General features: G+C 67.4%; 24 protein-coding genes and 1 pseudogene. 21 read left to right on the top strand and 4 right to left on the bottom strand.

What is annotated here, in order from left to right:
- The 10 genes and pseudogenes from ACFE87_RS05985 to cysG all read left to right on the top strand — a co-directional run.
- The coding region (locus ACFE87_RS05985) for an efflux RND transporter permease subunit (protein ID WP_375458702.1) at positions 1-392 on the top strand (392 nt) is incomplete at its 5' end.
- 95 nt (positions 393-487) lie between these two features.
- Complete coding sequence (locus ACFE87_RS05980; RefSeq protein WP_375458701.1) at positions 488-949, top strand: BA14K family protein; 462 nt, start codon at positions 488-490, stop codon at positions 947-949.
- Positions 950-1,186: 237 nt separating this feature from the next.
- The gene (locus tag ACFE87_RS05975) at positions 1,187-2,548 is read left to right on the top strand and encodes an efflux RND transporter periplasmic adaptor subunit (protein ID WP_375458700.1); all 1,362 of its coding nucleotides are present in this window, start codon (positions 1,187-1,189) and stop codon (positions 2,546-2,548) included.
- Positions 2,545-5,667 (top strand): efflux RND transporter permease subunit, encoded by a 3,123-nt coding sequence (locus ACFE87_RS05970; RefSeq protein ID WP_375458699.1) that lies wholly within the window; start codon positions 2,545-2,547, stop codon positions 5,665-5,667. The genes ACFE87_RS05975 and ACFE87_RS05970 overlap by 4 nt, the downstream gene beginning before the upstream one ends.
- A gap of 73 nt (positions 5,668-5,740) precedes the next feature.
- A complete protein-coding gene (locus ACFE87_RS05965; RefSeq protein ID WP_375458698.1) occupies positions 5,741-5,944 on the top strand; it encodes a hypothetical protein in 204 nt (67 codons plus the stop codon).
- A gap of 166 nt (positions 5,945-6,110) precedes the next feature.
- Positions 6,111-7,190: a tartrate dehydrogenase gene (locus ACFE87_RS05960; protein WP_375458697.1), complete on the top strand. Its 1,080-nt coding sequence runs from the start codon at positions 6,111-6,113 to the stop codon at positions 7,188-7,190.
- A 472-nt stretch (positions 7,191-7,662) separates the two neighbouring features.
- Positions 7,663-7,884: a hypothetical protein gene (locus ACFE87_RS05955; RefSeq protein WP_375458696.1), complete on the top strand. Its 222-nt coding sequence runs from the start codon at positions 7,663-7,665 to the stop codon at positions 7,882-7,884.
- Positions 7,885-7,895: 11 nt separating this feature from the next.
- On the top strand, positions 7,896-9,662 hold the full coding sequence (locus ACFE87_RS05950; RefSeq protein ID WP_375458695.1) for a sulfite reductase flavoprotein subunit alpha: 1,767 nt from the start codon (positions 7,896-7,898) through the stop codon (positions 9,660-9,662).
- Positions 9,663-9,779: 117 nt separating this feature from the next.
- Positions 9,780-11,486, top strand: a pseudogene (locus tag ACFE87_RS05945) (NADPH-dependent assimilatory sulfite reductase hemoprotein subunit); the annotation flags it as partial.
- 76 nt (positions 11,487-11,562) lie between these two features.
- Entirely contained in the window at positions 11,563-13,038 is a 1,476-nt protein-coding gene (gene cysG / locus ACFE87_RS05940; protein WP_375458694.1) for a siroheme synthase CysG, read from the top strand.
- A 15-nt stretch (positions 13,039-13,053) separates the two neighbouring features.
- Here the strand turns inward: cysG and ACFE87_RS05935 are convergent, their stop codons facing one another.
- Together ACFE87_RS05935 and ACFE87_RS05930 are read right to left on the bottom strand one after the other, a co-directional pair.
- Positions 13,054-13,506 carry an Lrp/AsnC family transcriptional regulator gene (locus tag ACFE87_RS05935; RefSeq protein ID WP_375458709.1) on the bottom strand — a complete coding sequence of 151 codons (453 nt, stop codon included), beginning with the start codon at positions 13,504-13,506 and terminating at the stop codon, positions 13,054-13,056.
- A 128-nt stretch (positions 13,507-13,634) separates the two neighbouring features.
- Entirely contained in the window at positions 13,635-13,859 is a 225-nt protein-coding gene (locus ACFE87_RS05930; RefSeq protein WP_375458693.1) for a hypothetical protein, read from the bottom strand.
- Between the two features lie 239 nt (positions 13,860-14,098).
- Here ACFE87_RS05930 and ACFE87_RS05925 point away from each other — a divergent pair, with 239 nt between their 5' ends.
- The 6 genes from ACFE87_RS05925 (at position 14,099) to ACFE87_RS05900 (ending at position 19,959) form a co-directional block, all read left to right on the top strand.
- Positions 14,099-14,557 carry a MucR family transcriptional regulator gene (locus ACFE87_RS05925; RefSeq protein WP_375458692.1) on the top strand — a complete coding sequence of 153 codons (459 nt, stop codon included), beginning with the start codon at positions 14,099-14,101 and terminating at the stop codon, positions 14,555-14,557.
- Between the two features lie 432 nt (positions 14,558-14,989).
- Positions 14,990-15,742, top strand: coding sequence for a Crp/Fnr family transcriptional regulator (locus ACFE87_RS05920; protein ID WP_375458691.1), 753 nt, complete (start codon positions 14,990-14,992; stop codon positions 15,740-15,742).
- A 149-nt stretch (positions 15,743-15,891) separates the two neighbouring features.
- Entirely contained in the window at positions 15,892-16,569 is a 678-nt protein-coding gene (locus ACFE87_RS05915) for a hypothetical protein (RefSeq protein ID WP_375458690.1), read from the top strand.
- Between the two features lie 129 nt (positions 16,570-16,698).
- Positions 16,699-18,063, top strand: coding sequence for a glutamine synthetase family protein (locus ACFE87_RS05910; protein WP_375458689.1), 1,365 nt, complete (start codon positions 16,699-16,701; stop codon positions 18,061-18,063).
- A gap of 31 nt (positions 18,064-18,094) precedes the next feature.
- Positions 18,095-19,264 (top strand): iron-containing alcohol dehydrogenase, encoded by a 1,170-nt coding sequence (locus ACFE87_RS05905; RefSeq protein WP_375458688.1) that lies wholly within the window; start codon positions 18,095-18,097, stop codon positions 19,262-19,264.
- Positions 19,265-19,383: 119 nt separating this feature from the next.
- Positions 19,384-19,959, top strand: coding sequence for an SRPBCC family protein (locus ACFE87_RS05900; RefSeq protein ID WP_375458687.1), 576 nt, complete (start codon positions 19,384-19,386; stop codon positions 19,957-19,959).
- A gap of 21 nt (positions 19,960-19,980) precedes the next feature.
- Here ACFE87_RS05900 and mntR read toward each other — a convergent pair whose 3' ends face one another.
- Complete coding sequence (gene mntR, locus ACFE87_RS05895) at positions 19,981-20,463, bottom strand: manganese-binding transcriptional regulator MntR (protein WP_375458686.1); 483 nt, start codon at positions 20,461-20,463, stop codon at positions 19,981-19,983.
- A 120-nt stretch (positions 20,464-20,583) separates the two neighbouring features.
- On the opposite strand from mntR, the gene ACFE87_RS05890 reads away from it, so the two are divergent.
- The 4 genes from ACFE87_RS05890 to ACFE87_RS05875 are packed head-to-tail and all read left to right on the top strand — an operon-like array spanning position 20,584 to position 22,883.
- Positions 20,584-21,510 carry an ABC transporter ATP-binding protein gene (locus ACFE87_RS05890; protein ID WP_375458708.1) on the top strand — a complete coding sequence of 309 codons (927 nt, stop codon included), beginning with the start codon at positions 20,584-20,586 and terminating at the stop codon, positions 21,508-21,510.
- A complete protein-coding gene (locus tag ACFE87_RS05885; protein ID WP_375458685.1) occupies positions 21,507-22,268 on the top strand; it encodes an ABC transporter permease in 762 nt (253 codons plus the stop codon). Before ACFE87_RS05890 ends, ACFE87_RS05885 begins: the two co-directional genes overlap by 4 nt.
- A 59-nt stretch (positions 22,269-22,327) precedes the next feature.
- Positions 22,328-22,573 (top strand): type II toxin-antitoxin system ParD family antitoxin, encoded by a 246-nt coding sequence (locus ACFE87_RS05880; protein ID WP_375458684.1) that lies wholly within the window; start codon positions 22,328-22,330, stop codon positions 22,571-22,573.
- 1 nt (position 22,574) lies between these two features.
- A complete protein-coding gene (locus ACFE87_RS05875) occupies positions 22,575-22,883 on the top strand; it encodes a type II toxin-antitoxin system RelE/ParE family toxin (RefSeq protein WP_375458683.1) in 309 nt (102 codons plus the stop codon).
- A 13-nt stretch (positions 22,884-22,896) separates the two neighbouring features.
- Here ACFE87_RS05875 and ACFE87_RS05870 read toward each other — a convergent pair whose 3' ends face one another.
- The gene (locus ACFE87_RS05870) at positions 22,897-23,508 is read right to left on the bottom strand and encodes a hypothetical protein (protein WP_375458682.1); all 612 of its coding nucleotides are present in this window, start codon (positions 23,506-23,508) and stop codon (positions 22,897-22,899) included.
- A gap of 132 nt (positions 23,509-23,640) precedes the next feature.
- On the opposite strand from ACFE87_RS05870, the gene ACFE87_RS05865 reads away from it, so the two are divergent.
- Complete coding sequence (locus ACFE87_RS05865; protein ID WP_375458681.1) at positions 23,641-24,255, top strand: carbonic anhydrase; 615 nt, start codon at positions 23,641-23,643, stop codon at positions 24,253-24,255.
- Positions 24,256-24,303 lie beyond the last annotated feature (48 nt).

Here is a 24,303-nt window from a genome sequence, read left to right as displayed (position 1 = left end):
CGGTGATCGCGATGATCGGCATCGTCATGCTGATCGGCATCGTGAAGAAGAACGCGATCATGATGGTCGATTTCGCGATCGAGCGCCGGAAGGAGGGCGCCGAGGCGAAGGAGGCCATCATCGAGGCTGCCGTGCTGCGCTTCCGGCCGATCATGATGACGACGGCAGCCGCCGTGCTCGGCGCGCTCCCGATCGCGCTCGGGGTCGGGGCCGGGGCCGAGTTGCGCCAGCCGCTCGGCTACACGGTCGTCGGCGGGCTCCTGATGTCGCAGCTCCTGACGCTGTTCATCACCCCGGTCATCTATCTCACGTTCGAGAGGCTGACCTCGCCCCGCAAGGCCGCCGAGCGGCACGACCAGGTGCCCGCGCCGATCGCGGTTCCGGCGGAATAGGCCGGAACCCGGCATTCATCGTTGCTTCAGGCTTGCTGCGTCACCATGTCGGTATATCGCCGCCCCGGCGGCCCCTCTCTTGTTGGAAGAACACGATGACCCCGTCACTTCGCCACTTCGTTGCGCTGGGCGCGCTCGGCCTGGCCGCGATCGGTCCCGGAGCAGTGTCGGCTGCACCCGCGGACGCACTCGCCAAGGCGCAGATGCAAACCTATCCGGGCGAGGCCTATTCCCAGTACCGAGGTCGCCATTACGGCGGGTATCGCGGCGGCTACCGCCGGGGCGGCGGCGGTGCGGGTGTCGCAGCCGGCGTCATCGGCGGTCTCGCCGCGGGCGCGCTCATCGGCGGCGCGATCGCCTCGCAGGCGGCACCGGGGCCCGGCTATTACGCCGGCCCGGGCGCGCCCGTCGCGGCCTATGGCGGTCCCGTGCCCGTCGGCAATGTCTATGGTCGGGACCCGAACTGGGTGAATTACTGCGCGAGCCGGTATCGCAGCTTCGACCCGGTTTCCGGGACCTATCTCGGCCGGGACGGCTTCCGCTACCCCTGCGAATAATCCGACAACCTCCAAGTTCGACGTCTCGATGGGCCCTTCGGGGCCCATCTTCGTTTCGGTCTCTTCACGCGACAGTGTCCATGTCGCAGGCCCGCAACCTGAACCAAGGGAGGGGTCGCGGCGTAGTCAGGCGGTGCGACAGTAGCGGGATTCATGACCGAGCGAGTGAGCGAAGGCGATCCGAGGCGTGATCGCCTTCACGTCGACGAGGCCGGACCTCAGCGCACGTCAGCAGACGTGCGCCCGTCGTCCCGCCCGAACACGACGCGCCGCGAGGGCCTGCAGACGCAATCGCCGCGGAGCAATCCTCCCGTCCCTGCCCCGGCAGTTTCGGCCGATCGCGCTCGTCCCGAGCCGGAGACGATCGCGGAGCGATCGCCTGTCCGTTGGGGCCTGTGGTTCGCCACCCTCGCGCTCCTGATCGGCGCGGCGTCGGCCGGCTGGTGGTACTGGACGGGAAGCGCCAGGGCGCCTGCCGGGGATCAGGCCCGATCCGGGGCCGCGCCGCCGCAGGGCCGCGCCGCGGCCGCGGGCCGAATACCGGTCGATGTCGCGCAGGTGACCGTGTCGGACGTGCCGATCTTCTACGAGAGTCTCGGCACGGTTCAGGCCTTCAACAACGTGACGATCCGGTCGCGCGTCGATGGGGAGGTGATGGAGATCGCCTTCGAGGAAGGCCAGACCGTGCAGGAGGGCGCCCTTCTCGCCCGGGTCGATCCCCGTCCCTACAAGGCGGCCCTGGACCAGGCGCTCGCCCGCAAGGCGCAGAACGAAGCAACCCTGGCTGCGACCAGGCTCGATCTGGAGCGAACGCAGAAGCTTGCATCGCAATCCTTCGCCTCGCAGCAGCAGCTCGACCAGCAGACCGCGACGCTCGGATCGCAGACGGCGCAGCTGGCAAGCGACCAGGCGGCGATCGACAACGCCCGCACGCAGCTGGACTATGCGACCATCCGGGCGCCGATTTCGGGCCGGACGGGGCTCCGGCTGGTGGATCGCGGCAATATCGTTCGGGCGGGCGATGCGACCGGGATCGTGGAGATCGCGCAGCTTCAGCCGATCTCGGTCCTGTTCACGGCACCTGAGGGCCAGCTCCCGGCCATCGCGGCTGCGAAACGGGGAGGCGACGTCAGGGTCCAGGCGCTCGCGCCGGACGGACGGACGATCCTCGGCGAGGGCGTGCTCGCCCTCATCAACAACACGGTCGACCCCGCCAGCGGCACCGTGCGCCTGAAAGCCACCTTCCCGAATGCAGAGGACCGGCTGTGGCCGGGCCTGTCGGTCAATACGCGCCTCCTCGTTCAAACGCTGCGAGCGGCCGTGAACATTCCCGAGGCGGCCTTGCTGCGCGGCCAGAACGAGCTCTTCGTCTATGTCGTCGGGGCCGACGACAAGGCGGAGAAGCGCCTGCTCAAGGTCGGCGCCTTTTCCGAAGGCCGGGTCGTCATCGAGGACGGGTTGAGGGCGGGCGAAAAGGTGGTTGTCGCAGGCCAGTCGCGCTTGCTGCCCGGTTCTCAGATCCAGACCGGGCCAAGCGGACCGGGCCGCGAAGACGAGCGGGCTGCGGGTCTCGCCGCGACGCCGGGGTCCGCACCGTGAGGGCGAACGTCTCAGCGCCGTTCATCCGGTTTCCGATCGCCACCTCGCTCCTGATGGTGGCGATCCTGTTCGTCGGCATCGCGGCCTTCCCCCGGCTGCCGGTCGCGGCCCTGCCCCAGATCGACTTCCCGACCGTCCAGGTGAGCGCCTCGCTGCCGGGCGCCAGCCCCGACACCATGGCGACGTCGATCGCCCAGCCGCTCGAGCGCCAATTCGCCCAGATCCCGGGCGTGTCGGTGATGACGTCGAATTCCTCGCTCGGGACGACCTCGATCTCGGTGCAGTTCGAGCTCGGCCGCGACGTCGACGCCGGCGCGCAGGACATCCAGGCCGCGATCAATGCAGCCGCCGGCGAATTGCCGCGCGACCTGCCGAGTCCCCCGACCTACCGCAAGGTGAACCCGGCGGATCCGCCGATCCTCATCATCGGCGGAACCTCGGACACGCTGCCGCTCATCGAGGTGAACGAGAATCTCGATTCCCGCGTCGGCCGGCAGATCAGCCAGATCTCCGGCGTCGGGCAGGTGATCGTGGGCGGCGAGCAGAAGCCCGCGATCCGGATCCAGATCGATCCGGCAAAGCTCGTCGCGAAGAATATCAGCCTCGACGAGGTCCGCACGCAGCTCGGCCTCGCGACCGTCAACCAGCCGAAGGGCACGATCGACGGCCGGAGCCGGTCCTTCACCATCTACGCGAACGACCAGCTCACCAAGGCCGAGGAATGGCAGGACGTGATCCTCGCCTTCCGGGGCGGCGCCGCCATCCGGGTCCGCGACGTCGGCCAGGCCGTGTCCGGCCCCGAAGATAGCCGCAAGGCGGCCTGGGTCTCCGGCAAGCGGGGAGTCTATCTCGTCGTCTTCAAACAGCCGGATGCGAACGTCGTCGACGTGGTCGACAAGATCAAGGCCGAGCTGCCCCGCCTCCAGGGCTCCCTGCCGGCGACCATGCAGCTCGAGATCGTGTCCGACCGGACCCAGACGATCCGGGCTTCGCTGCACGAGGTCGAACTCACGCTGCTTTTGACCATCGCGCTCGTCGTCGTCGTGATCTTCGTCTTCCTGCGAAGCTTCTGGGCGACTGCGATCCCGAGCATCACGGTGCCGATCTCTCTCGCCGGCACCTTCGCGCTGATGTACGTGGCCGGCTACAGCCTCAACAACCTGTCCCTGATGGCGCTCATCGTCGCCGTGACCTTCGTGGTCGACGACGCCATCGTCATGCTCGAGAATATCGTGCGACGGGTCGAGGAGGGCGACAGCCCGCTGGAGGCCGCCCTCAAGGGCTCGGCCGAGATCGGCTTCACCATCGTGTCGATATCGATCTCGCTCATCGCCGTCTTCATCCCGCTGCTCCTGATGGGCGGGATCATCGGGCGCCTGTTCCGCGAATTCGCGATGACGGTCTCGATCATGATCGCGGTGTCGGCCGTGGTCGCCCTGACGCTGACGCCGATGATGGCGTCCCGTCTTCTCACCTCCGAGCGGGACAGCCAACATGGCGCGGTCTACCGCTTCTTCGAACGCGGTTTCGCGGCAGTCGACCGTGCCTATGGGGCAAGCCTCGACGTGGCGCTCCGCTTCCGCTTCGTCACCTTGCTCGTCTTCCTCGGCACGATCGTGCTCACGGGCTATCTCTTCTGGGTCGTTCCGAAGGGCTTCTTTCCGCAGCAGGATACGGGGCTCCTCATCGGCACCTCGGAAGCCGCCCAGGACATCTCCTTCGCCGAGATGGTGAAGCGCCAGGAAGCGGCGCTCGCGGTGATCGGGCGCGATCCCGCGGTCGCGGCCTATTCCGCCCAGGTCGGCGGCACGAACTCGCTGAACGAGGGCCGCGTCTTCATCACGCTGAAACCGGCAGGCGAGCGGGACGTCACGATCTACCAGGTCATCGACCGCCTCCGGACCGAGCTCGACCGGGTCTCGGGTATCCGGCTCTTCCTCCAGGCCGCGCAGGACATCAATGTCGGCGGGCGCCGCACCCGGACGCAATTCCAATACACGCTGCAGGACGCGAATTCCGCCTCCCTTCGGGAGTGGACCCCGCGGGTCGTCGACGCGCTGCGCAAGCTGCCGCAATTGCGGGACGTCACCTCCGACCAGTCGACGGGCGGCGGAATGCTGACCCTCACCATCGACCGGGATCAGGCTTCCCGCTACGGAATCACGCCGAGCCTGATCGACAATGCGCTCTACAATGCCTTCGGGCAGCGCCAGGTCGCCCAATACTTCACCGAGATCGACACCTTCCGGGTGATCCTCGAAATCCTGCCCGAATTGCAGGGCGAAACCGAGACACTGCAGCGCCTGCACGTGAAGTCGCCGACGACTGGCGAACAGGTGCCGCTCGCTGCCTTCGCCCGCTGGACGACACGGGGCGTCTCGCCCCTGTCGGTCACCCATCAGGGCCAGTTCCCGGCGGTGACGATCAGCTTCAATCTCGCCCCGGGCGTGTCTCTGGGACAGGCGACGCAGGCGATCGAGGGCGCCGAGCGGGACATCCGACTGCCCCCGACCACCGTGGGCAGCTTCCAGGGCAATGCGCAGGAATTCCAGAAGTCGCTCTCGACGGTGCCGCTCCTGATTCTCGCGGCCCTGATCGCGGTCTACATCATTCTCGGTATCGTCTACGAAAGCCTGATCCACCCGCTCACCATCCTGTCGACGCTGCCCTCGGCCGGCCTCGGCGCGCTCGCGGTGCTGATGCTGTTCGGCTACGATTTCAGCCTGATCGCGTTGATCGGCGTCATCCTCCTGATCGGCATCGTGAAGAAGAACGGCATCATGCTGGTCGACTTCGCGATAGCGGCCGAGCGGGACGAGAAGATCTCGGCCGAGGAGGCGATCCGCAAAGCCGCGCTGCTGCGCTTCCGGCCCATCCTGATGACGACGCTCGCCGCGATCCTGGGCGGCATCCCGCTCGCGCTCGGTCTCGGGGCCGGCGCGGAGATCCGCCAGCCACTCGGCTATGCGATGGTCGGCGGGCTCGCGGTCAGCCAGGTTCTCACCCTCTACACCACGCCCGTCGTCTACATCTATCTCGATGCGTTCTCCGAGACGGTCACGGGCTGGTTCGGGAAGGGCCGGGCTGGCCAGACCGCAGCGGTGGCGCCCGCAGAATAGCCCTTGGTATTGCCCTTACCGATTTTCGCAGATGTGTTGAAACTTCGGCCCGGTCACATCGTTGGTGTGCACCATGAGGTCGATCGAAAACATGTACGACTTTGGCGGTTCGCTCTCGTCGCAATGCGATACGCTTCTGCTCGGGCGTTTGAGCACGGAACTCGCGTCGATCTACAGGGACACCCTGCAATCGCCGTTGCCGCCGCGTCTTCAGACCCTCATCGACCGCCTCGAGACCGCCGGTCTCGGCAGCCACGACCCGAATAGCGACGACTAGGGCCCTTGGGCGGCCCAAACGGCCGCCGCTGCCCTGTAGCAGATCTGCCGGGCCCGCCTGCTTACCCGCTAGCGGCGCCGCTTCCGCCGGACCGCAGCGCCTTGCCGAAGGGCCGGTTGACCTTCGGCGCCCGATCGCCGATCCCCTGCGAACAGGGGGACATCCGATGGACGCAACCAGACGCCACTACCGTATCGCCGTGATTCCCGGGGACGGGATCGGCAAGGAGGTCGTGCCGGAAGGCGTCCGGGTGCTCGAAGCCGCCGCCAAGCGCCACGGCTTCTCGCTCCAGCTCGACTGGTTCGACTTCTCGTCCTACGACTACTACGCCAAGCACGGCCGCATGATGCCGGAAGACTGGAAGCAGAAGGTCGGCGGCCACGACGCCATCTTCTTCGGCGCGGTGGGTTGGCCGGCGAAAATCCCCGACCACGTCTCGCTCTGGGGCTCGCTGCTGCTGTTCCGGCGGGAATTCGACCAGTATATCAACCTCCGCCCGGTCCGTCTGATGCCCGGCGTCAAATGCCCGCTTGTCGGGCGCGAGCCGGGCGACATCGACTTCTGGGTCGTGCGCGAAAATACCGAGGGCGAATATTCCGCCATCGGCGGCCGGGCCTTTCCCGGCACCGAACGCGAATTCGTGGTGCAGGAATCGGTCTTCACCCGCTTCGGCGTCGACCGGGTGCTCGATTTCGCGTTCAAGCTGGCCGAGAGCCGGCCGAAGAAGCACCTGACCGCCGCCACCAAGTCGAACGGCATCTCTATCTCGATGCCGTATTGGGACGAGCGCGTCGAAGAGATGGCCTCGAAATTCCCCGGCGTGAAGTGGGACAAGTACCATATCGACATCCTGACCGCGCATTTCGTGCTGCATCCGGACTGGTTCGACGTCGTGGTGGCGTCCAATCTCTTCGGCGACATCCTGTCGGACCTCGGCCCGGCCTGCACCGGCACCATCGGTATCGCGCCCTCCGGCAACATCAACCCGGCACGGGATTTCCCGTCGGTGTTCGAGCCGGTCCACGGCTCCGCGCCGGACATCGCGGGCCAGGGTATCGCGAACCCGATCGGACAGATCTGGTCCGGCGCCATGATGCTGGAACATCTCGGCGAGCTGGACGCCGCCAAGGAGATCGTGGACGCGATCGAGCGGGTGCTCGCCGAGCGGACGCTGCGGACGGGCGACCTCGGCGGCAACGCCGATACCGTGACCTGCGGCAAGAACGTGGCGGAGGCGCTTGGTTGAGGGCGTTCTGCGACGTGCAGGTCTAAGAAGCATCCGCCCCTCCTGAACCGGCGCCGATCGAGGACGTCTTCCGAACATGTCAGCTCTGGCGCGACGATGACATTCCTGCCGGCAAGAGCCAGGGACGGCAGCTCTCGGGCATTGCAGGCCTGCGGCCATGGGCAGGTGTGAGGACGATGTCGAGGCAGGGTGGATGGCCTCGGCGCGGTACGATATCGCTCTAGGACCTCGTTCGTCCCGGACGAGGGCCTTGTCGCTGAGCCAGCCATGAAGACCTACCGGACGAACATTCAAGGAGGGTGACCACAACCCGCCAGGATAATCGGTCTACGCTGGCATGGAATTTCAGTATGTTTGTTCTACCTCGGTAGATTTCTTTCGAACATCATTCCGATTGACGGAAGTGCATGACGGCACGATCTTAGGCAATGCTGAGGCGGTCTAGAAAGGCCGCCCGATTGCGGTTCGTTTCATGCCGAATGATCATTCCAAGACCTCTGCCGAGACCGATCCAGGCGAGCCCTTTGGCCGGTCGCCGGGACAGCGGGGCCTTGCGCTCGCGGCCGGGTTCTGGGTCGTTATCGTGGCTTTGCTCGGCGCCCGGGTCGCGCTGTTCGACGAGATCGCCGCGGCGCGGGTCGCGGATTTCGTCTCGACGCAGTTCGCCTCCCTTTCCTCCGTCCTGCTTCGCTGAGGCCCGACCGCATGGCCCGCTCAGCGTTGCTACCGAAGACGGCTCCCTTCGGGGCCGACGAGATCGCGAGCCTCGACCATGTGCTCGCCCCGGCGACGGCGACGCAGCGGGCCTGGCTCTCCGGCTTCCTGGCCGGGCTCGATGCCGGGGCCGAGATGCCGGTAGCCGTGCCGGCCGCACCGCCGCGCGCGGCCGAGCCGCTGCTGATCCTTTACGCGAGCGAGTCCGGCAACAGCGAGACGCTGGCGAATGACGCCGCGAAACTCGCCCGCAAGAACGGCTTCAAGCCTAGGGTCGTCGACTTCGCCGATCTCGACCTCGCCACCCTGCCGGGCGCCAAGAACCTGATCGTGGTCGCGGGGACCTGGGGTGAAGGCGAGCCTCCCGGCCGCGCCGCCAACGCCTATCGCGACCTGATGGGAGAGGCCGCGCCGCGGCTCGAGGGCGTCCGCTTCGGTGTCCTCGCGCTCGGCGACACGGCCTATGCGGAATTCTGCGCCATCGGTAAGGCGATCGACGCGCGCCTGGAGGCGCTCGGGGCGACGCGCGCGGTCGACCGGGCCGATCTCGACCTCGACTTCGCCAAGCCGGCTTCCGCCTGGATCGCCTCCACGATCCGGAGTCTCGCGCCCGCCGAGGAGCCGGCTGCCGTCGGCAATGTCGTGGCCGTGGATTTCGGCCGCACTGGCGATGCGGCCGAGCCGAGCCGCGAGCCGGTCGTGGCGGAGGTGGTCGATCATATCGACCTCAACTCGTCGCGATCCGACAAGGAGACGATCCACCTCGCCCTCGCCTTCGAGGACGGCGCGCCGGCCTACGAGCCAGGCGACTCGCTCGAACTCTATCCGGAGAACGATCCGGCTCTGGTCGAGCATATCCTGCAAGCGTCAGGGCTCGCGGGCGACGATGCGTTGCGGCGGACGCTGCTCGTCGAGCGCGACATCTCCACCCTCTCGCCCGCCGCGATCGAGCGCTTCGTCGCGGCGACCGGCCATGCAGATGCCCGCAAGCTCCTCGACGAGGGAGGGGCCCGGGCCTGGATCGAGGGCCGGCACCTGATCGACCTTCTCGAGACCTATCCGGCCGGGCTCTCGGCTGACGGTCTTGCCGACATCACCAGGCCGCTGCCGCCGCGCGCCTATTCGATCGCGTCCTCCCGCAAGGAGGTCGGCGACGAGGCCCATCTCCTGATCGCGGCGGTCCGCTACGACAGCCATGGCCGCACTCGCACCGGCGTCGCCTCGGCTCACGTGGCCGACCGGATCCGGAATGGCGCCAAGCTCAAGGTCAGACTGAAGCCGAACCGGCATTTCCGGCTGCCGGCCGATCCCGCGACGGACATCATCATGGTCGGGCCGGGCACCGGAATCGCACCCTTCCGGGCCTTCACCCAGGAGCGGCGGGCGACCGGCGCGACCGGCCGCTCATGGCTCTTCTTCGGCGACCGCCACTTCACGCACGACTTCCTCTACCAGCTCGAATGGCAGGAGGCGCTGGAGGACGGCAGCCTCACCCGCCTCGACGTCGCCTTCTCGCGCGACCAGCCCGAGAAGATCTACGTGCAGGACCGGCTGTTCGAGCAGAAGCGCGACGTGGTGGATTGGCTGGAGGGTGGCGCGGCCCTCTATGTCTGCGGCGACGCGAAGGCGATGGCGAAGGACGTCCGGGCCGCGCTCGTGTCGGCCTATGCCGACGTGAAGGCCCTCGCGCCCGACGCCGCCGAAGACGCCGTGCGTCGTTTGGAGCGCGACAAGCGTTACCTCCAGGACGTGTACTGAGCCGACCGCTCACCCCGGCGAAAGCCGGGGCCCAGAGCGCGGCTGGATACCGGCTTGCGCCGGTATGAGCGAGACTAGATCCCGAAGCGAGATCCGATGCCCACCGATACACCCGAAGACAAGCGCGCCCGGAACGAGCACATCAAGGAGGCCTCGGGCCTCCTGCGCGGCACCCTGGCCGAAGGCCTCCTCCGGAACGCGACCGGTGCGATCTCCGAGGATGACGGACAGCTCGTCAAGTTCCACGGCATGTATCTGCAGGACGACCGCGACCTGCGGGCCGAGCGCACGAAGAAGAAGATGGAGAAGGCCTTCTCCTTCATGATCCGGCTGCGCATCCCGGGCGGCGTCGTCTCGCCGCAGCAATGGCTGATCCTCGACGACATCGCCCGCACCTATGCGAACGGCACGCTGCGAGCGACGACGCGGCAGACCTTCCAGTATCACGGCGTCATCAAGTCGAACCTGAAACGGGCGATGCGGGCGATCGACGGCGCGTTGCTCGACACGATCGCGGCCTGCGGCGACGTCAACCGCAACGTGCTCGCAGCCACGAACCCGGTCCAGACGGGCGCCCACCGGGCGGCGCTGGACCTCGGCCGCCGGATTTCGGACGAGCTCCTGCCGAAGACCGGCGCCTGGCGCGAGATCTGGCTCGACGGCGAGCGCGTCGTCGGGGCCGAGGAGGACGAGCCCGTCTACGGCCGCACCTACCTGCCGCGAAAGTTCAAGACGGTCGTGGCGGTGCCGCCCTCGAACGAGGTCGACATCTTCGCCCACGATCTCGGCTTCATCGCCATCCTGGACGAGCGCGGCACGCTCGAGGGCTGGAATGTCACAGTCGGCGGCGGCATGGGCATGACGCACGGTGAGCCCGAGACCTTCCCGCGCCTCGCGGATGTGATGCTGTTCTGCGAACCGGACTGGGCCGTGCGGGTCGCGGAGGCCGTGATGACGGTGCAGCGAGACTGGGGCGACCGCACCAACCGCAAGGCGGCGCGCCTGAAATACACGATCGAGCGGCACGGCCTCGCCGCCTTCCGGGCCGAGGTCGAGAAGCGGGTCGGACGAAGCTTTGCCGAGCCTCGTCCCTTCAGCTTCACCGACAACGGCGATCGCTACGGTTGGAGCGAGGGCGAGGGCGGCCGCCAGAACCTGACGCTCTTCATCGAGAACGGCCGCATCAAGGATGCAGAGGGCGGGCCCCGGATGCTGTCGGGTCTCCGGCGCATCGCCGAGATCCATGACGGCGAGTTCCGGCTCACCGGCAATCAGAACGTCATCGTGGCGAATGTCGCGCCCGAGAAGCGGGCCGAGATCGAGGCGCTCGTCGCCGAATACGGGCTCACGGCCTCCGCCGGCCCGGTCCGCCGCAACGCCATGGCCTGCGTCGCGCTGCCGACCTGCGGCCTCGCGCTGGCCGAGAGCGAGCGATACCTGCCCGATCTCATCACGCTTCTCGAAGCCAGGATGGCGTCGCACGGCCTCGGCGACGACGAGATCACGCTCCGGATGACCGGCTGCCCGAATGGCTGCGCCCGTCCCTATATCGCCGAGATCGGCTTCGTCGGGCGCGGCCCGGGCCGCTACCACCTGTATCTCGGGGCGGCCTTTGACGGCTCACGCCTGTCGAAACTCTATGCCGAGGATGTCGACCAGGACGGCATCCTGGCCGCGCTCGACCCGCTCTTCGCCGCCTATGCGCGGACCCGCCGGCCGGGCGAGCGCTTCGGCGATTTCGTCATCCGGGCCGGCTACATCGCCCGCACCGATGCGGGCCGGCATTTCCACGACGCGACCGGCGCGCTGAAGGCGGCCGCGTGAGCGTAATACTCCGTTCGATGCTATCGCTCGCCGGGTCCCATGCGGTCCGGCGCGGTCTTTGCGACGTGATCTCGCGATGAATGCTGTCCTGTCTCCGAGCGCTACCCGCCCTCCCCGCCTCTCGGCGCTGGCGAAGCTGCCGGTCTTCTTCGACCTCAGGGATCGCCCGGTGCTGGTGATCGGCGGCGGCGAGCCGGTGGTCTGGAAAGCGGAGCTGCTGCTGGCCGCCGGTGCGCGGCTCGTCATGATCGGCGAAGCCCCGAATGCCGAACTCGAACAGCTCGCGACCGAGAATCCGAGGCTCGCTCTCGTCCGCCGCGCCTGGCACGAGGGCGACCTCGAAGACGTTGCGCTGGTCGTCGCCGATATCGAGGAGGCCGACGAGGCCGCTCGGCTCGCGGCCGCGGCCCGGACGCGGGGCGTTCCGGTGAATGTCATCGACAAGCCGCGTTTCTGCGACTTCCAGTTCGGAACCATCGTCAACCGCTCGCCGGTCGTCGTCGGCATCATGACGGACGGGGCAGCCCCGATCCTCGGCCAGGCGATCCGGCGGCGGATCGAGGCCGTGCTGCCGGCGGCAGTCGCCTCATGGGCGCGCACGGCGCAAGCCTTCCGCGACCGGCTCAAGACGCTCCTGCCGGGCCGCGCCGAGCGCCGGGCCTTCTGGGAACGGTTCGCGGATGCGGCCCTCACCTCGGCGAAGCCGGAAGCGGAGCAGCGCGACGCGCTTGAGTTCTGGGCCGGCGAGATCGGCCGGGCCGGCGGGCCCGGGCGCGTCGGCGAGGTCGTGATCGTCGGGGCAGGCCCGGGCGATCCGGAGCTTCTCACCCTGAAGGCGATGCGCGAACTCCAGGCGGCCGACGTCATCGTCTACGACCGTCTGGTCACGCCGGCCGTGCTCGAACTCGGGCGGCGCGAGGCGCGGCGGGTCCATGTCGGCAAGGAAGGCCACGGCGCCGCCTGCCGCCAGGAGGACATCTCCGCCCTCCTGGTAGATCTCGCGCTCGCGGGCGAGCGCGTCGTTCGGTTGAAAGGCGGCGATCCGGCCTTCTTCGGCCGGACCGGCGAGGAGGTTGAGGCCTGCCGGGCGGCCGGGATACCGGTCCGGATCGTGCCCGGCGTGACGAGCGCGAGCGCGGCCGCGGCCTCGCTCGACCTGTCTCTGACCCATCGCGACCATGCCGGCCGCGTCCAGTTCATCACCGCGCACGACCGACGGGGCGACCTCCCGGCCGATCTCGACGAGGCGGCCCTCGCCGATCCCCGCTCGACCCTCGTCGTCTATATGGGCCGGCGGACCGCCGGCCGGCTGGCGGAGCGCCTGCTCGGCCGTGGCCTTCCGGCGACGACGCCGGTCCTGGCCGTCAGCGACGCGTCGCGGCCGACCCAGTCGCACCTCGCCACCACCCTGGCGGAACTGGCCAGGGGCGTGTCGCTGCCGGACCACAGTCCGGTCGTGATCCTGATCGGCGCCGCGCTCGGTCAGACAGGCCGGACCCCCGACGCCGCGATCCGGGCGACGGCTGAGCCTGCGGCAGCGGCTCCGGCCTGACTTCGCCCGCGACGCTCAGGCGATGACGTAGGCGGTTTCGGACTTGATCCGCTCCATGGCGAAACGAGACGTGACCGTCTTCAGGCTGACGACCCCGATCAGCCGCTTGTAGAAGGCGTCGTAGGCCGGCATGTCGGCCACGACGACGCGCAGCATGTAATCTACGTCGCCCGCCATCCTGTAAAATTCCATCACCTCCGGCATCGCCGCGACGCTCTCGGCGAAGCGGGCGAGCCATGCCTCCGAATGGTCGGGGCTCTGGATCGAGACGAAGACCGTGATCCCGAGGCCGAGCTTTTCCGGGTCCAGGATGGCGACGCGCCGCGTGATCACGCCCGTCGTCTCGAGCCGCCGGATGCGCTTCCAGCACGGCGTCTGGGAGAGGCCGACTCGCTCGGCGATCGTCGCGATCGGCACGGAGCCGTCCTCCTGCAGAATACGCAGGATCGCCTTGTCGATGCGGTCCATGGCTGCCATGCGGATGAACTGGGCTCCCGACGGCTACACCGCCAGCCGCCGACTTTCCGCATCGCAACCCGGCTGTCAACGAAACGTTCGTTAAAACGAACGTTTCGGGCCATTCAGGAAGCAGCCGATCAGAAAGCGGTCTGGCTCGCCAGAATGCCAGCGGCAACCAGGAGGCTGCCGAACGCAAGAGCTTTGCGCCAAGGATGCGACGGCGGCGCTCGAACGTTCATCTTGGGCATCTCGGCCTCCGGCGCGCTGACAGCTACGGACATCAGCATATCTTCCAGGATCTCGACTTCCCGGAAGAACACCTCGTCCGCCAGACTTCGTCTCGCTGAATTGCGTGGCGACATCGCGCTACCCCTCGCCCCGATGCCACATTCAACCGAGCTCGGAGGCCTTCGGTTCCGGAAAGGTAGCGACGGTTGCGAGGACATGACCCGCGTCGTGGGCCTCGATCTCATCAAACAATCAGCCTCGGCCTCATCTGCCGGAAGCGGGAACAATCGAACGAGATACGAGTCAGTCCTGCTCCACTTGACCTTCGCGCTCGAATATCATCAAGACAAAGAATCAACAGGAGACCTAAACTTTGTCGACCGAAGCTACATTGGACGCATCGTCCCTCATCGATCTGACTGCCGGTCTGGCCTCGGCTTATCTGGCGAACAACTCTGTCCAGACCGCGGATCTTCCCGGTCTGATTGCATCGATCCACACGGCCCTCGTCGGGCTGGGACGGCCGGCGCCTCAGCCCGAGGCTGCGAAGCCGACCCCGCATATCTCGATCAAGAAAACCGTCACGGACGATTACCTGATCAGCCTGGAAGATGGGCGGCAGTACAAGACCTTGCGCCGGCACCTGACCGGACGAGGCCTGACGCCTGACCAGTATCGCACCAAGTGGAGCCTGCCCCGCGACTACCCGATGGTGGCCCCGAACTACGCCAAGCAACGCTCGGACATGGCGAGGTCTATCGGCCTCGGTCAGCGCCGCAAGCCTGAGCCGGAGCCGGCCGAAAAGCCGAAGCGCGGCCGCAAGAAGGCGTAAACACGAAGCGAGCTTTGCCTCACCGACGCAGAAAAGGCCCGAGCCAGTCAGCTCGGGCCTTTTTCCATTTAGCGCCTCACTTTCCTCGCGGCGCCGCAACCGACGATAGGTTTCCCCCTCGCATCGAACGCGAGAGGCAAGCCCTGAATATGCGTGAGGCAAGCTTAGCCCTTTGCGGGTAAGGCCAAGCTTAGCTTGGCTCCGGCCGCTGCGCGAAGGCTTCGTGAGTCCGTATCACGAGGTTTTGATCACCCGACTCGCGATTCATTTGGGACGAATCGGATCGTATAACCAGGATTGATCTTCACCTCCCGCGTGTCGGGAATGCAGGCGGGCATTGGATGGCTCGGATATTTTGTACGATCCCAACATAAGTGGGGGTGAGACCTCCGGCGAAGGTTCAACCTCTGCCCGATACAACGGATGCATCGAATGTTGACGACCACGAACCGCCTCCTGAAAGCACTCCCGGTCCGCATCCAGGCGGACCTCTCGGGCGAGTTCGAGGTCGTGACGCTGTCGCCGGGGCAGGTTCTGCAGGAGCCGTTCGCACCCTATCGGCATACCTATTTTCCGAACGACGGCGTGATTTCGGTCATGGCCAGTTCTGGGCTCGGAGAAGGTGAGATCGGGATGGTCGGCCGCGAGGGCATGACGTCGCTGCCGCTGCTCTTCGAGTCCGATCGCTCGCCCAACCGAGCCGTCGTGCAGGTGGCTGGAGAGGCCCTGCGTGTGCCCTCGGCCACACTCCTTCGGGACATCGGGGCGAAAGCCGAACTCCGTTCCGTTCTGCTCCGCTTCGGTCAGTGCTGGATGACGCAGATTTCGCAGACCTCCCTTGCCAATGCCCGCAACACCGTCCGGGAGCGCCTCGCGCGGTGGCTGGTCATGTGCCAGGACCGGGTGGAGAGCGATCAGGTGCTGATCACGCATGAGGCACTTGCCGTGGTGCTCGGTGTGCGGCGGCCCGGCGTGACGGTCGCGACGCACGAACTCGAAGGCGACGGCGCGATCCGGGCGAAGCGCGGATGCATCCGCATCCTCGACCGCTCCAAACTCGAAATCGCGGCCAACGGCAGCTACGGTTGCGCGGAGCGCGAATACGAGCGCCTGCTCGGCGAGCGAGACCGCGTTCAGGCCCAGCGCCCGAACGGTCATGGCCTTCAACTGCAAGGGGTCGCCTGACCGGCAGTTCATCGACGCAGCATGCCGCTTCGCTGACCGGGCACGCGCGCCGGGCTTGACGATCGGACCCGGGCGCCGGCGTTGTTCGGCATGACATGCCCGGCCTGTTGCTCGATCTCGACCTTCCCTGACGGTGCGGGTCCGCGAGCGTGAATCCCTGGCTTCAGCTCGACCGGGCGGATGTGCCGGGCGGCGGCGACGAACTTCGGCTGATGCAGCGGGGTGCCGACTTCTCGATCATGCTCGGCCGCGAGGAATTAATGAACTCCCGCTTGAGCGGATCCGAGGAAGCCTTGGCGACGCTGTCCTGCGCGCGTCTGCGAGACCGACAGCGCCCTCGCATCCTCATCGGCGGGCTCGGAATGGGCTTCACCCTGCGGGCCGCCCTCCGGGATCTCGGGCCCGAGGCCAGGGTCGTGGTCGCCGAACTCGTGCCGGCGGTGGTGGCCTGGGCCAAGGGCCCGCTCGCCGGCTTGTTTGCGGGAAGCCTGGACGATCGCCGCGTCACCATCCGGGAGGGCGACGTTGGAGCGCTCATGCGGGCCGACCGGACGCGCTACGACGCGATCCTCCTCGACGTCGACAACGGGCCGGAAGGCCTGACCCGCGACGCCAATGACGCGCTCTACAGCCTCGCCGGCCTTGCCGCGGCTCGGGCGGCCCTGCATCCCGGCGGACTTCTCTCGGTCTGGTCCTCGGGCCCTGCCCCGCGCTTCACGGAGCGGCTGCGCAGGAGCGGCTTCGCGGTCGAAGAGGCCCGCGTGCGAGCCCGCGACGTCGGTAAGGGCGCGCGCCATGTCATCTGGATCGCCGTGCGCGGAGGATGACGTCAGGGCGGTCGATCGGAACGTGCGGGCGCATGTGACGCCGCAGCTCTGAGCATCGCTGCACGCGTCTTGCAGGCGGGCCCGTCTCATGCAGAACGTCGTGGCGACACGATCCGCCGTGGGAGCGACATGGACAGGAATGCCGCCGGGGGCGCCGACGAGCTCAGGGCTCTGATCGAGACGCGCGGCATCCGGCACGTGAAGGTCGGCCTGTTCGACATCGACGGCGTGATGCGCGGCAAGTACATGGCGCGCGACAAGTTCCTGTCCGCGCTCGACGGCGGCTTCGGCTTCTGCGACGTGGTCCTCGGCTGGGACGTCGACGACCAGCTCTACGACAACACCGCGGTCACGGGCTGGCACAGGGGCTACGGCGACGCCCCCGTGCGGCTTCTTCCCCGAAGCTGGCGCGAGCTTCCCTTCGAGGAGAACACGATCCTGGTTCTCGGCGAGTTCGCCGGCGAGCATGAGCAGATCTGCCCCCGTGCCATTCTCCGCGGCGTGATCGGCAGGGCCGAGGCGATGGGATTCACGGCGCTCGCCGCCTGTGAATACGAATTCCTGGCCGTCGAGGAGAGCGCGGAGACGCTGGCCGCAAAGGGCTATCGCGGCTTGCGCCCGCACGGGGCCGGCAATTTCGGCTACTCGGTCATTCGCAATTCGGTGAACACGACCTTCTATCGCGGCCTGCTCGACCTCTGCGACGCGATGGATCTGCCGCTCGAGGGCCTGCACGAGGAGACCGGCCCCGGTGCGATCGAAGCCGCGATCCGGGTCGACGGGGTACTCGAGGCGGCCGACAAGGCGGCCTTGTTCAAGACCGTCGCCAAGGTCTTCGCCCAGCGGAACGGGCTCTACGCGAGCTTCATGGCGAAATGGGACCCGGCCTTCGCCGGGCAGGGCGGCCATGTCCATCTCTCGCTGCAGCGCGACGGCGAACCCCTCTTCCGTGACGAGGGCGCACCGGACGGCATCGCGCCGACGATGCGCCATTTCATCGGCGGCCTGCAGCGGCTCGCGCCGTCGCTGACGGCCATGGTCGCCCCGACCGTCAACTCGTATCGCCGCCTCGTCCCGGGCTATTGGGCGCCGACGGCCGCGACCTGGGGCATCGACAACCGCACCGTCGCGATCCGGGCGATCATGGGTAGTGCCAAGTCCCAGCGGGTGGAGTTCCGCATCCCGGGCGCCGACGCGAATCCCTATCTGGCGGTCGCCGCGATGCTCGGAGCCGGGCTCTGGGGCGTCGAGCACCGGATCGAGCCCGAGGCGCCCGCGACCGGCAACGCCTATCTGCAGCCGGCTCCCGACCAGCTCCAACTCCCCCGCACCCTGACCGAGGCCGCCGCCCGGCTCCGCACCTCTCCCGAAGCCCGCATCCTGTTCGGCGGCGTCTTCGTCGACCATTTCGCCGCGACCCGGGAGTGGGAGGAGCGCCAGTTCATGCGCCACGTCTCCGATTGGGAGCTGAAGCGCTATTTCGAGATCATCTGAGGGGCCGGGATTGCCGATGTCACGAGACGCCATGAACCTTCGCGGCAACTGGAGCTATCCGACGGCGATCCGCTTCGGCGCCGGCCGCATCGCCGAATTGCCGGAAGCCTGCCGGTCGCTCGGGATGACGAGGCCGCTTCTCGTCACCGATGCCGGGCTCGCGAAGCTGCCGATGGTGGCCGCGGCAATCGAGAGCTGCCGGGCGGCGGGGCTGGAATGCGGCCTCTTCGGCGGGATCCGCCCGAATCCGGTCGGAAGCGATATCGAGGCCGGGGTCGCAGCCTACCGGACCGGCCGCCATGACGGGGTCGTCGCCTTCGGCGGCGGCTCTGGGCTCGACGCCGCCAAGGCCGTCGCCCTGATGGTCGGGCAGACCCGGCCGATGTTCGATTTCGAGGATCGCGAGGCCTGGTCCGATCGCGTCGATACGTCGGGCATGGCGCCCGTGGTCGCGGTCCCGACCACCTCCGGCACGGGGTCCGAGGTCGGCCGAGCCTCCGTCATCACGGACGAATCGGATCACACGAAGAAGATCATCTTCCATCCGAAGATGATGCCGGCCATCGTGATCGCCGATCCGGAGCTGACCCTCGGATTGCCGCCGAAGATCACGGCGGCGGTCGGGATGGATGCGCTGTCGCACAGCCTCGAATCCTTCTGCAGCCCGCTCTATCACCCGATCGCGCAAGGCGTGGCGCTGGAATCGATCCGGCTCGTCAAGGACTGGCTGCCCGTCGCCGTGCGGGACGGGTCCGACATCGCCGCGCGCTCGCACATGATGGCGGCGTCCTCGATGGGCGCGATCGCCTTCCAGAAGGGGCTCGGTGCCATGCACTCGCTCGCCCATCCGTGCGGCGCGATATTCGACACGCATCACGGGATGACCATCGCGGTCGTGATGCCCTACGTGCTCGCCTTCAACCGCCCTGCCATCGAGGACAGGATGGCGGCGCTGGCCCGCTATCTCGACCTGCTGAACCCCTCCTTCCAGGCCGTGCTCGACTGGGTGCTGCAGCTCCGCGCCGAGATCGGCATCCCGGCGAGCCTCGACGCGCTCGGGATCGGCCTCGATACGGTCGCGAGGCTCGCCCCGATGGCGGCCCGGGATCCCTCCTGCGGCGGCAATCCGCGCCCGCTGGACGAGGCGACGCTCGCCGGGCTGTACGAGAACGCGATCACCGGACGCCTCCAGGTGAGCTGACGGGTTCTCGCGCGGGCAGCCTGGACGCTCCTCGATCGAATTCTCGCGGACGAGATTGTCGGGGCGCTGTGTGCACGGACGTCCTCGGGCCAGTCGCCACGCATGCGCAGGACCGTTCCATGACCAGAACCGTGATCACTCTCATCCTCCTGCTGATCGGGGCCGGCATCGTCGCCGTCCTCGCTCTCGCGGCGACGAGGCCCGATACCTTCCAGGTCCGTCGCCAGGCGACGATCGCGGCCTCGCCGGACAGGATCTTTCCCCTCATCGCCGACCTTCGGCGCTGGCAGCCCTGGTCGCCCTATGAGCGCAAGGATCCGGGCATGAAGCGCGGCTATCGCGGTCCGGCGGAAGGGCCGGGGTCGATCTACGAGTGGGAGGGCGACAAGAATGTCGGCGCGGGCCGGATCGAGCTCACCGACGTGACGGCGCCGCGACGGGTCGCCATGAAGCTCGACATGCTGAAACCGTTCGAGGCGCAAAATCAGGTCGAGTTCCTGCTCGAGCCCGTCTCGGGCGGCACCGAAGTGACCTGGGTGATGCGGGGCGAGGTTCCCTACTTCGCCAAGATCATCCACCTGTTCTTCAACATGGACCGCATGGTCGGCGGCGACTTCGAGGCCGGGCTCGCGAACTTGCGCCAGATCGCCGAGAGCCCGGCAACGGCCGAACTCGGCGGCCCCCGCGCACCGTGAAGGAGCGGGGCCGTGCGCCGGTCAGGTCATCCGGGCGACGAAGGCGCGGAACACTTCGAGGGTCTCGTCGCTGGCGTGATGCTCGATGCCCTCGGCGTCGATGCGAGCCGTGTCCGGGCTGACGCCGACCGCGCGCAAGAAGGCCTCGACGATCTGATGGCGGCTTCGGCTCATCTCGGCGAGTTCCTGCCCGGAGGGCGTCAGGAACACGCCCCGATAGGGCCGCTGCAGCACGAGGCCCCCGGCAACGAGACGCTTCAGCATCTTGGCGACGGTCGGCTGCGCCACCCCGAGGCGCTGGGCGATGTCGACCTGGCGGGCCTCGCCGGTCTCGTCGATCAGGTCCGCGATCAGCTCGACATAATCCTCGACGAGTTCGAGTCGGCGGGCCTGCCGGGCCTGCCGGAAGGTGTCCGCGGGATCGCAGGGGTCGGCCGGAGGAGGAGGTGTGGTGGGGCCTTTCGGCACGGCCGGCATCCTGGCGAGAGCGTCGTCGGGCAACATGATAGCCCATCGGCAATCATCTTGCCCGCGGCTTTGATTGCGTATCGGTGAGCTCCTCGCCGCTGGACCCGCCCGGGAAAGCGGAGCATGGCTCTGCCCCCATCCCGCGAATCCGGTCCGATGCAGCCTGCCCTGTCGATCCATAACCTGTCGAAGACCTATGCGTCCGGCTTCCAGGCCCTGAAGAGCGTCGATCTGGAGATCCGCCGGGGCGAGATCTTCGCGCTGCTCGGGCCGAACGGCGCCGGCAAGACGACCCTGATCGGCATCGTCTGCGGGACGGTGTCGGCGACGACCGGAACGGTGCTGGCGGACGGCCACGACATCGTGCGGGACTACCGGGCCGCGCGGTCCCGGATCGGCCTCGTGCCGCAGGAACTCTCGACGGACGCCTTCGAGTCGGTCTGGGCGACGGTGAGCTTCAGCCGCGGGCTGTTCGGGAAGCCGCCGAACCCGGCCTTCATCGAGAAGACCCTGCGGGACCTCTCGCTCTGGGAAAAGCGGGACCAGCGCATCATGACGCTGTCCGGCGGCATGAAAAGGCGCGTGCTGATCGCCAAAGCCCTCTCGCACGAGCCCCAGATCCTGTTCCTCGACGAGCCGACCGCCGGGGTCGATGTCGAGCTCCGGCGCGACATGTGGCAGATCGTGCGCGAGCTTCGGGCCTCCGGCGTCACGATCGTGCTCACCACCCACTATATCGACGAGGCGGAGCAGATGGCCGACCGGATCGGGGTGATCAGCCGGGGCGAACTGATCCTGGTCGAGGAGAAGGCCGAGCTGATGCGGAAGCTCGGCACGAAGAAGCTGACGATGCATCTCGCCCACCCTCTGCCGGCTTTGCCTCCGGGCCTCCCCGAGACCGGCCTCACCCTCTCTCCTGACGGACGGCAGCTCGTCTACACCTATGGACCTCAGGGCCAGGAGACCGGGATCGCGGCCCTGCTGGAGAGCCTGGCCGCAACCGGGATCGCGGTCGCCGACCTCAGGACGGAGCAGAGTTCGCTCGAGGAGATCTTCGTGAAGCTGGTGGAGAACCGTCCGTGAACCCGCACGCGATCCGGGCCATCTACGTCTTCGAGATGGCCCGCATGAGGCGCACGCTCCTGCAGAGCGTGATCTCGCCCGTTCTCTCGACCTCGCTCTATTTCGTGGTTTTCGGCTCCGCCATCGGCAGCCGGATGGCCGAGGTCGACGGGGTCAGCTACGGGGCTTTCCTGGTGCCGGGCCTTCTCATGCTGTCGCTCCTGACCCAGAGCGTGTCGAACGCCTCCTTCGCGATCTACTTTCCGAAATTCACCGGCACGATCTTCGAGCATCTCTCGGCGCCGGTCTCGGCGCTCGAGCTGACCGGAAGCTACGTCGCGGCGGCGGCCACGAAATCGATCATCCTCGGGCTCATCATCCTGGCGACCGCGCGCCTGTTCGTGCCGTTCGGGATCGCGCATCCGGTCTGGATGGTGGCCTTCCTGGTCCTCACCTCAGTGACCTTCAGCCTGTTCGGCTTTCTGATCGGAATCTGGGCGGACAATTTCGAAAAACTGCAGCTGATCCCGCTCCTGATCATCACCCCGCTCACCTTCCTGGGCGGCAGCTTCTATTCGATCGACATGCTGCCGCCCTTCTGGCGCACGGTCTCCCTGTTCAATCCGGTGCTCTACCTGGTCAGCGGGTTCCGCTGGAGCTTCTTCGGGACGGCCGATGTCGGTGTCGAGATCAGCCTCGCCATGACCCTCGCCTTCCTGGCGCTCTGCGCGGCGATCGTGACCTGGATGTTCCGGACGGGATACCGGCTGAAGCCGTGAGGCGCGTTGCCTGCGTTGACCCGAGCCGATAATTGTTATCGGCTTTGTCGGAGAGGTCGATGTCGCTCAGTGTCGAACTTGGCAGCGCCCTCGAGGCGTATGTCGCGGACCTGGTTAAGCAAGGTCGCTACAATTCCAAGAGCGAAATTCTCCGAGAGGGTGTTCGCCTGGTTCAGGAGCGGGAAGCTCGTTTCGCCGCTCTGAACGCAGGCATTCAGCGCGGGTTGGCGGACTTGGACGCCGGTCGTTCCCGACCGGCTTCCGAGGTGCTCGACAGGCTGGAGGTCAAGTACCGGTCCGCCTGACATGCTGACGGTGATCCTCTCCGCGGAGGCGGAGGCCGACCTCGAGCGGATCTGCGATTACATCGCCGAGCGCAATCCGGGCCGGGCCATCAGCTTCATCGTCGAATTGCGTGGGCGCATCCTCGCATTGGTGGATGCGCCGCCGGCGTTTCCCGTCCTGCCGGGCCGTGAACGAAGCGGTCTCCGGAGGCGGTCATACCGGGATTACCTCATCCTCTACCGGATCTCCGAACGGTATATCGAGATCGTCCGCGTCGTGCATGGCGCCCGCGACTACGAGAGCATGTTGGACCTCGACGACAAGACCTGATCCGACGCTCCGCTCACATCGGCGGATCGACGCCATCCTTGCCGACCGTGACGCTGGCGGCCGTCAACGCGCCCGCCTCGGTCTTCGTCACGGTCGAGAAGATGCGGGCGCCCGGCTTCAGATCGCCACGGTCGGCCGGGATGAAGGTGACGATCGGGGCCTCGGGCGGCACCGTGATGATCTTCTGGCCGTCCTTGTAGGTGAGCGTCAGCGTCGGACCATCCGTCTTCGTGACCGTCTCGGCAACGGTCGCGTTCGTCATGGTGCTCTCCGGCAAGAGGTCCCACGGCCGGTGACCTTCGCCGGCACCCCGCATGGCCTCGGGGAAGATCAGCACCTCGATCGCGAGTTGCGTCCCGTCGGGCCGCGGCATGGCGGCTACCCCCACGAAGGTGCCCGGCCTGATATCGGCGAGCGTCGCCCGGGCGACCGCGACGACGCGGGCGTTCTCCGCGAGCATGATCGAGAGTGTCGGGCCTTCGCGGGACGCGACCGTCAGCGTTCCGCCCGACAGCGAGGTGATGACGCCGCGCACGCGGGTCGGAGCGGACTGAGCGATCGTCAACGTGCTGGCCAGGAGGCCGGCCCCCAAGGCCGCCCCAACGATGAGATGGCGTGATGTCAAAGACAGATCCTCCGGCAGGTGAATGAAGCAGGAAGCCAAGCCGGGCCACCTATTCCGGCCAAGCCTGGGCGCCAAAATTGACTCGGCTTAGCGCATCCCGCATGTCGCACCGCACACAACGTCGTGACCGCCATGCTGGACCACCTGAAGTCGAACAATCGTGCCTGGGCCGAGCGCAAGGTCGGCGCCGATCCCGGCTTTTTCCGCCGGCTCGAAGGCCAGCAGGCGCCGGAATATCTGTGGATCGGCTGCTCCGACAGCCGCGTGCCGGCGAACGAGATCGTCGACCTCGACCCGGGCGAACTCTTCGTACATCGCAACGTGGCGAATCTCGCCCCACCCCAGGACGCAAACTACCTCTCCGTGCTGCAATTCGCCGTGGACGTGATCAAGGTGAAGCACATCATGGTGGTGGGGCATTACGGCTGCGGCGGCGTCGCGGCGGCGGTGGACGGCCAGCGTCGCGGGCTCGTCGACCATTGGCTGCATCCCATCCGCGAGGTCGCCCACGCGCATCGGGCAGAACTCGAAGTGATCCCGGACGGTCGCCCGCGGCTCGACCGGCTCTGCGAGCTGAACGTGATCCGGCAGGTCCGGAACGTCGCCTCCGACGTCTTCGTCCAGGATGCTTGGGCGCGAGGTCAGGACCTCGCCGTGCATGGGTGGGTCTATTCTCTGTCCAACGGACTCGTGAACGATCTGGACGTCACGGTGAGCCGGCTGGAGGAGATCGAGCGGCTCGGCTGAGCCGCCCGACCTGTTCACGACCGAGCCGACAGGGCCCGGTCAGCCGCC

It is taken from the genome of uncultured Enterovirga sp. (assembly GCF_964242715.1).
Taxonomy (GTDB): Bacteria; Pseudomonadota; Alphaproteobacteria; order Rhizobiales; family Beijerinckiaceae; genus Enterovirga.
The sequence above is the reverse complement of the archived record's forward strand: the minus strand, read 5'-3'. Positions and strand labels throughout refer to the sequence as shown.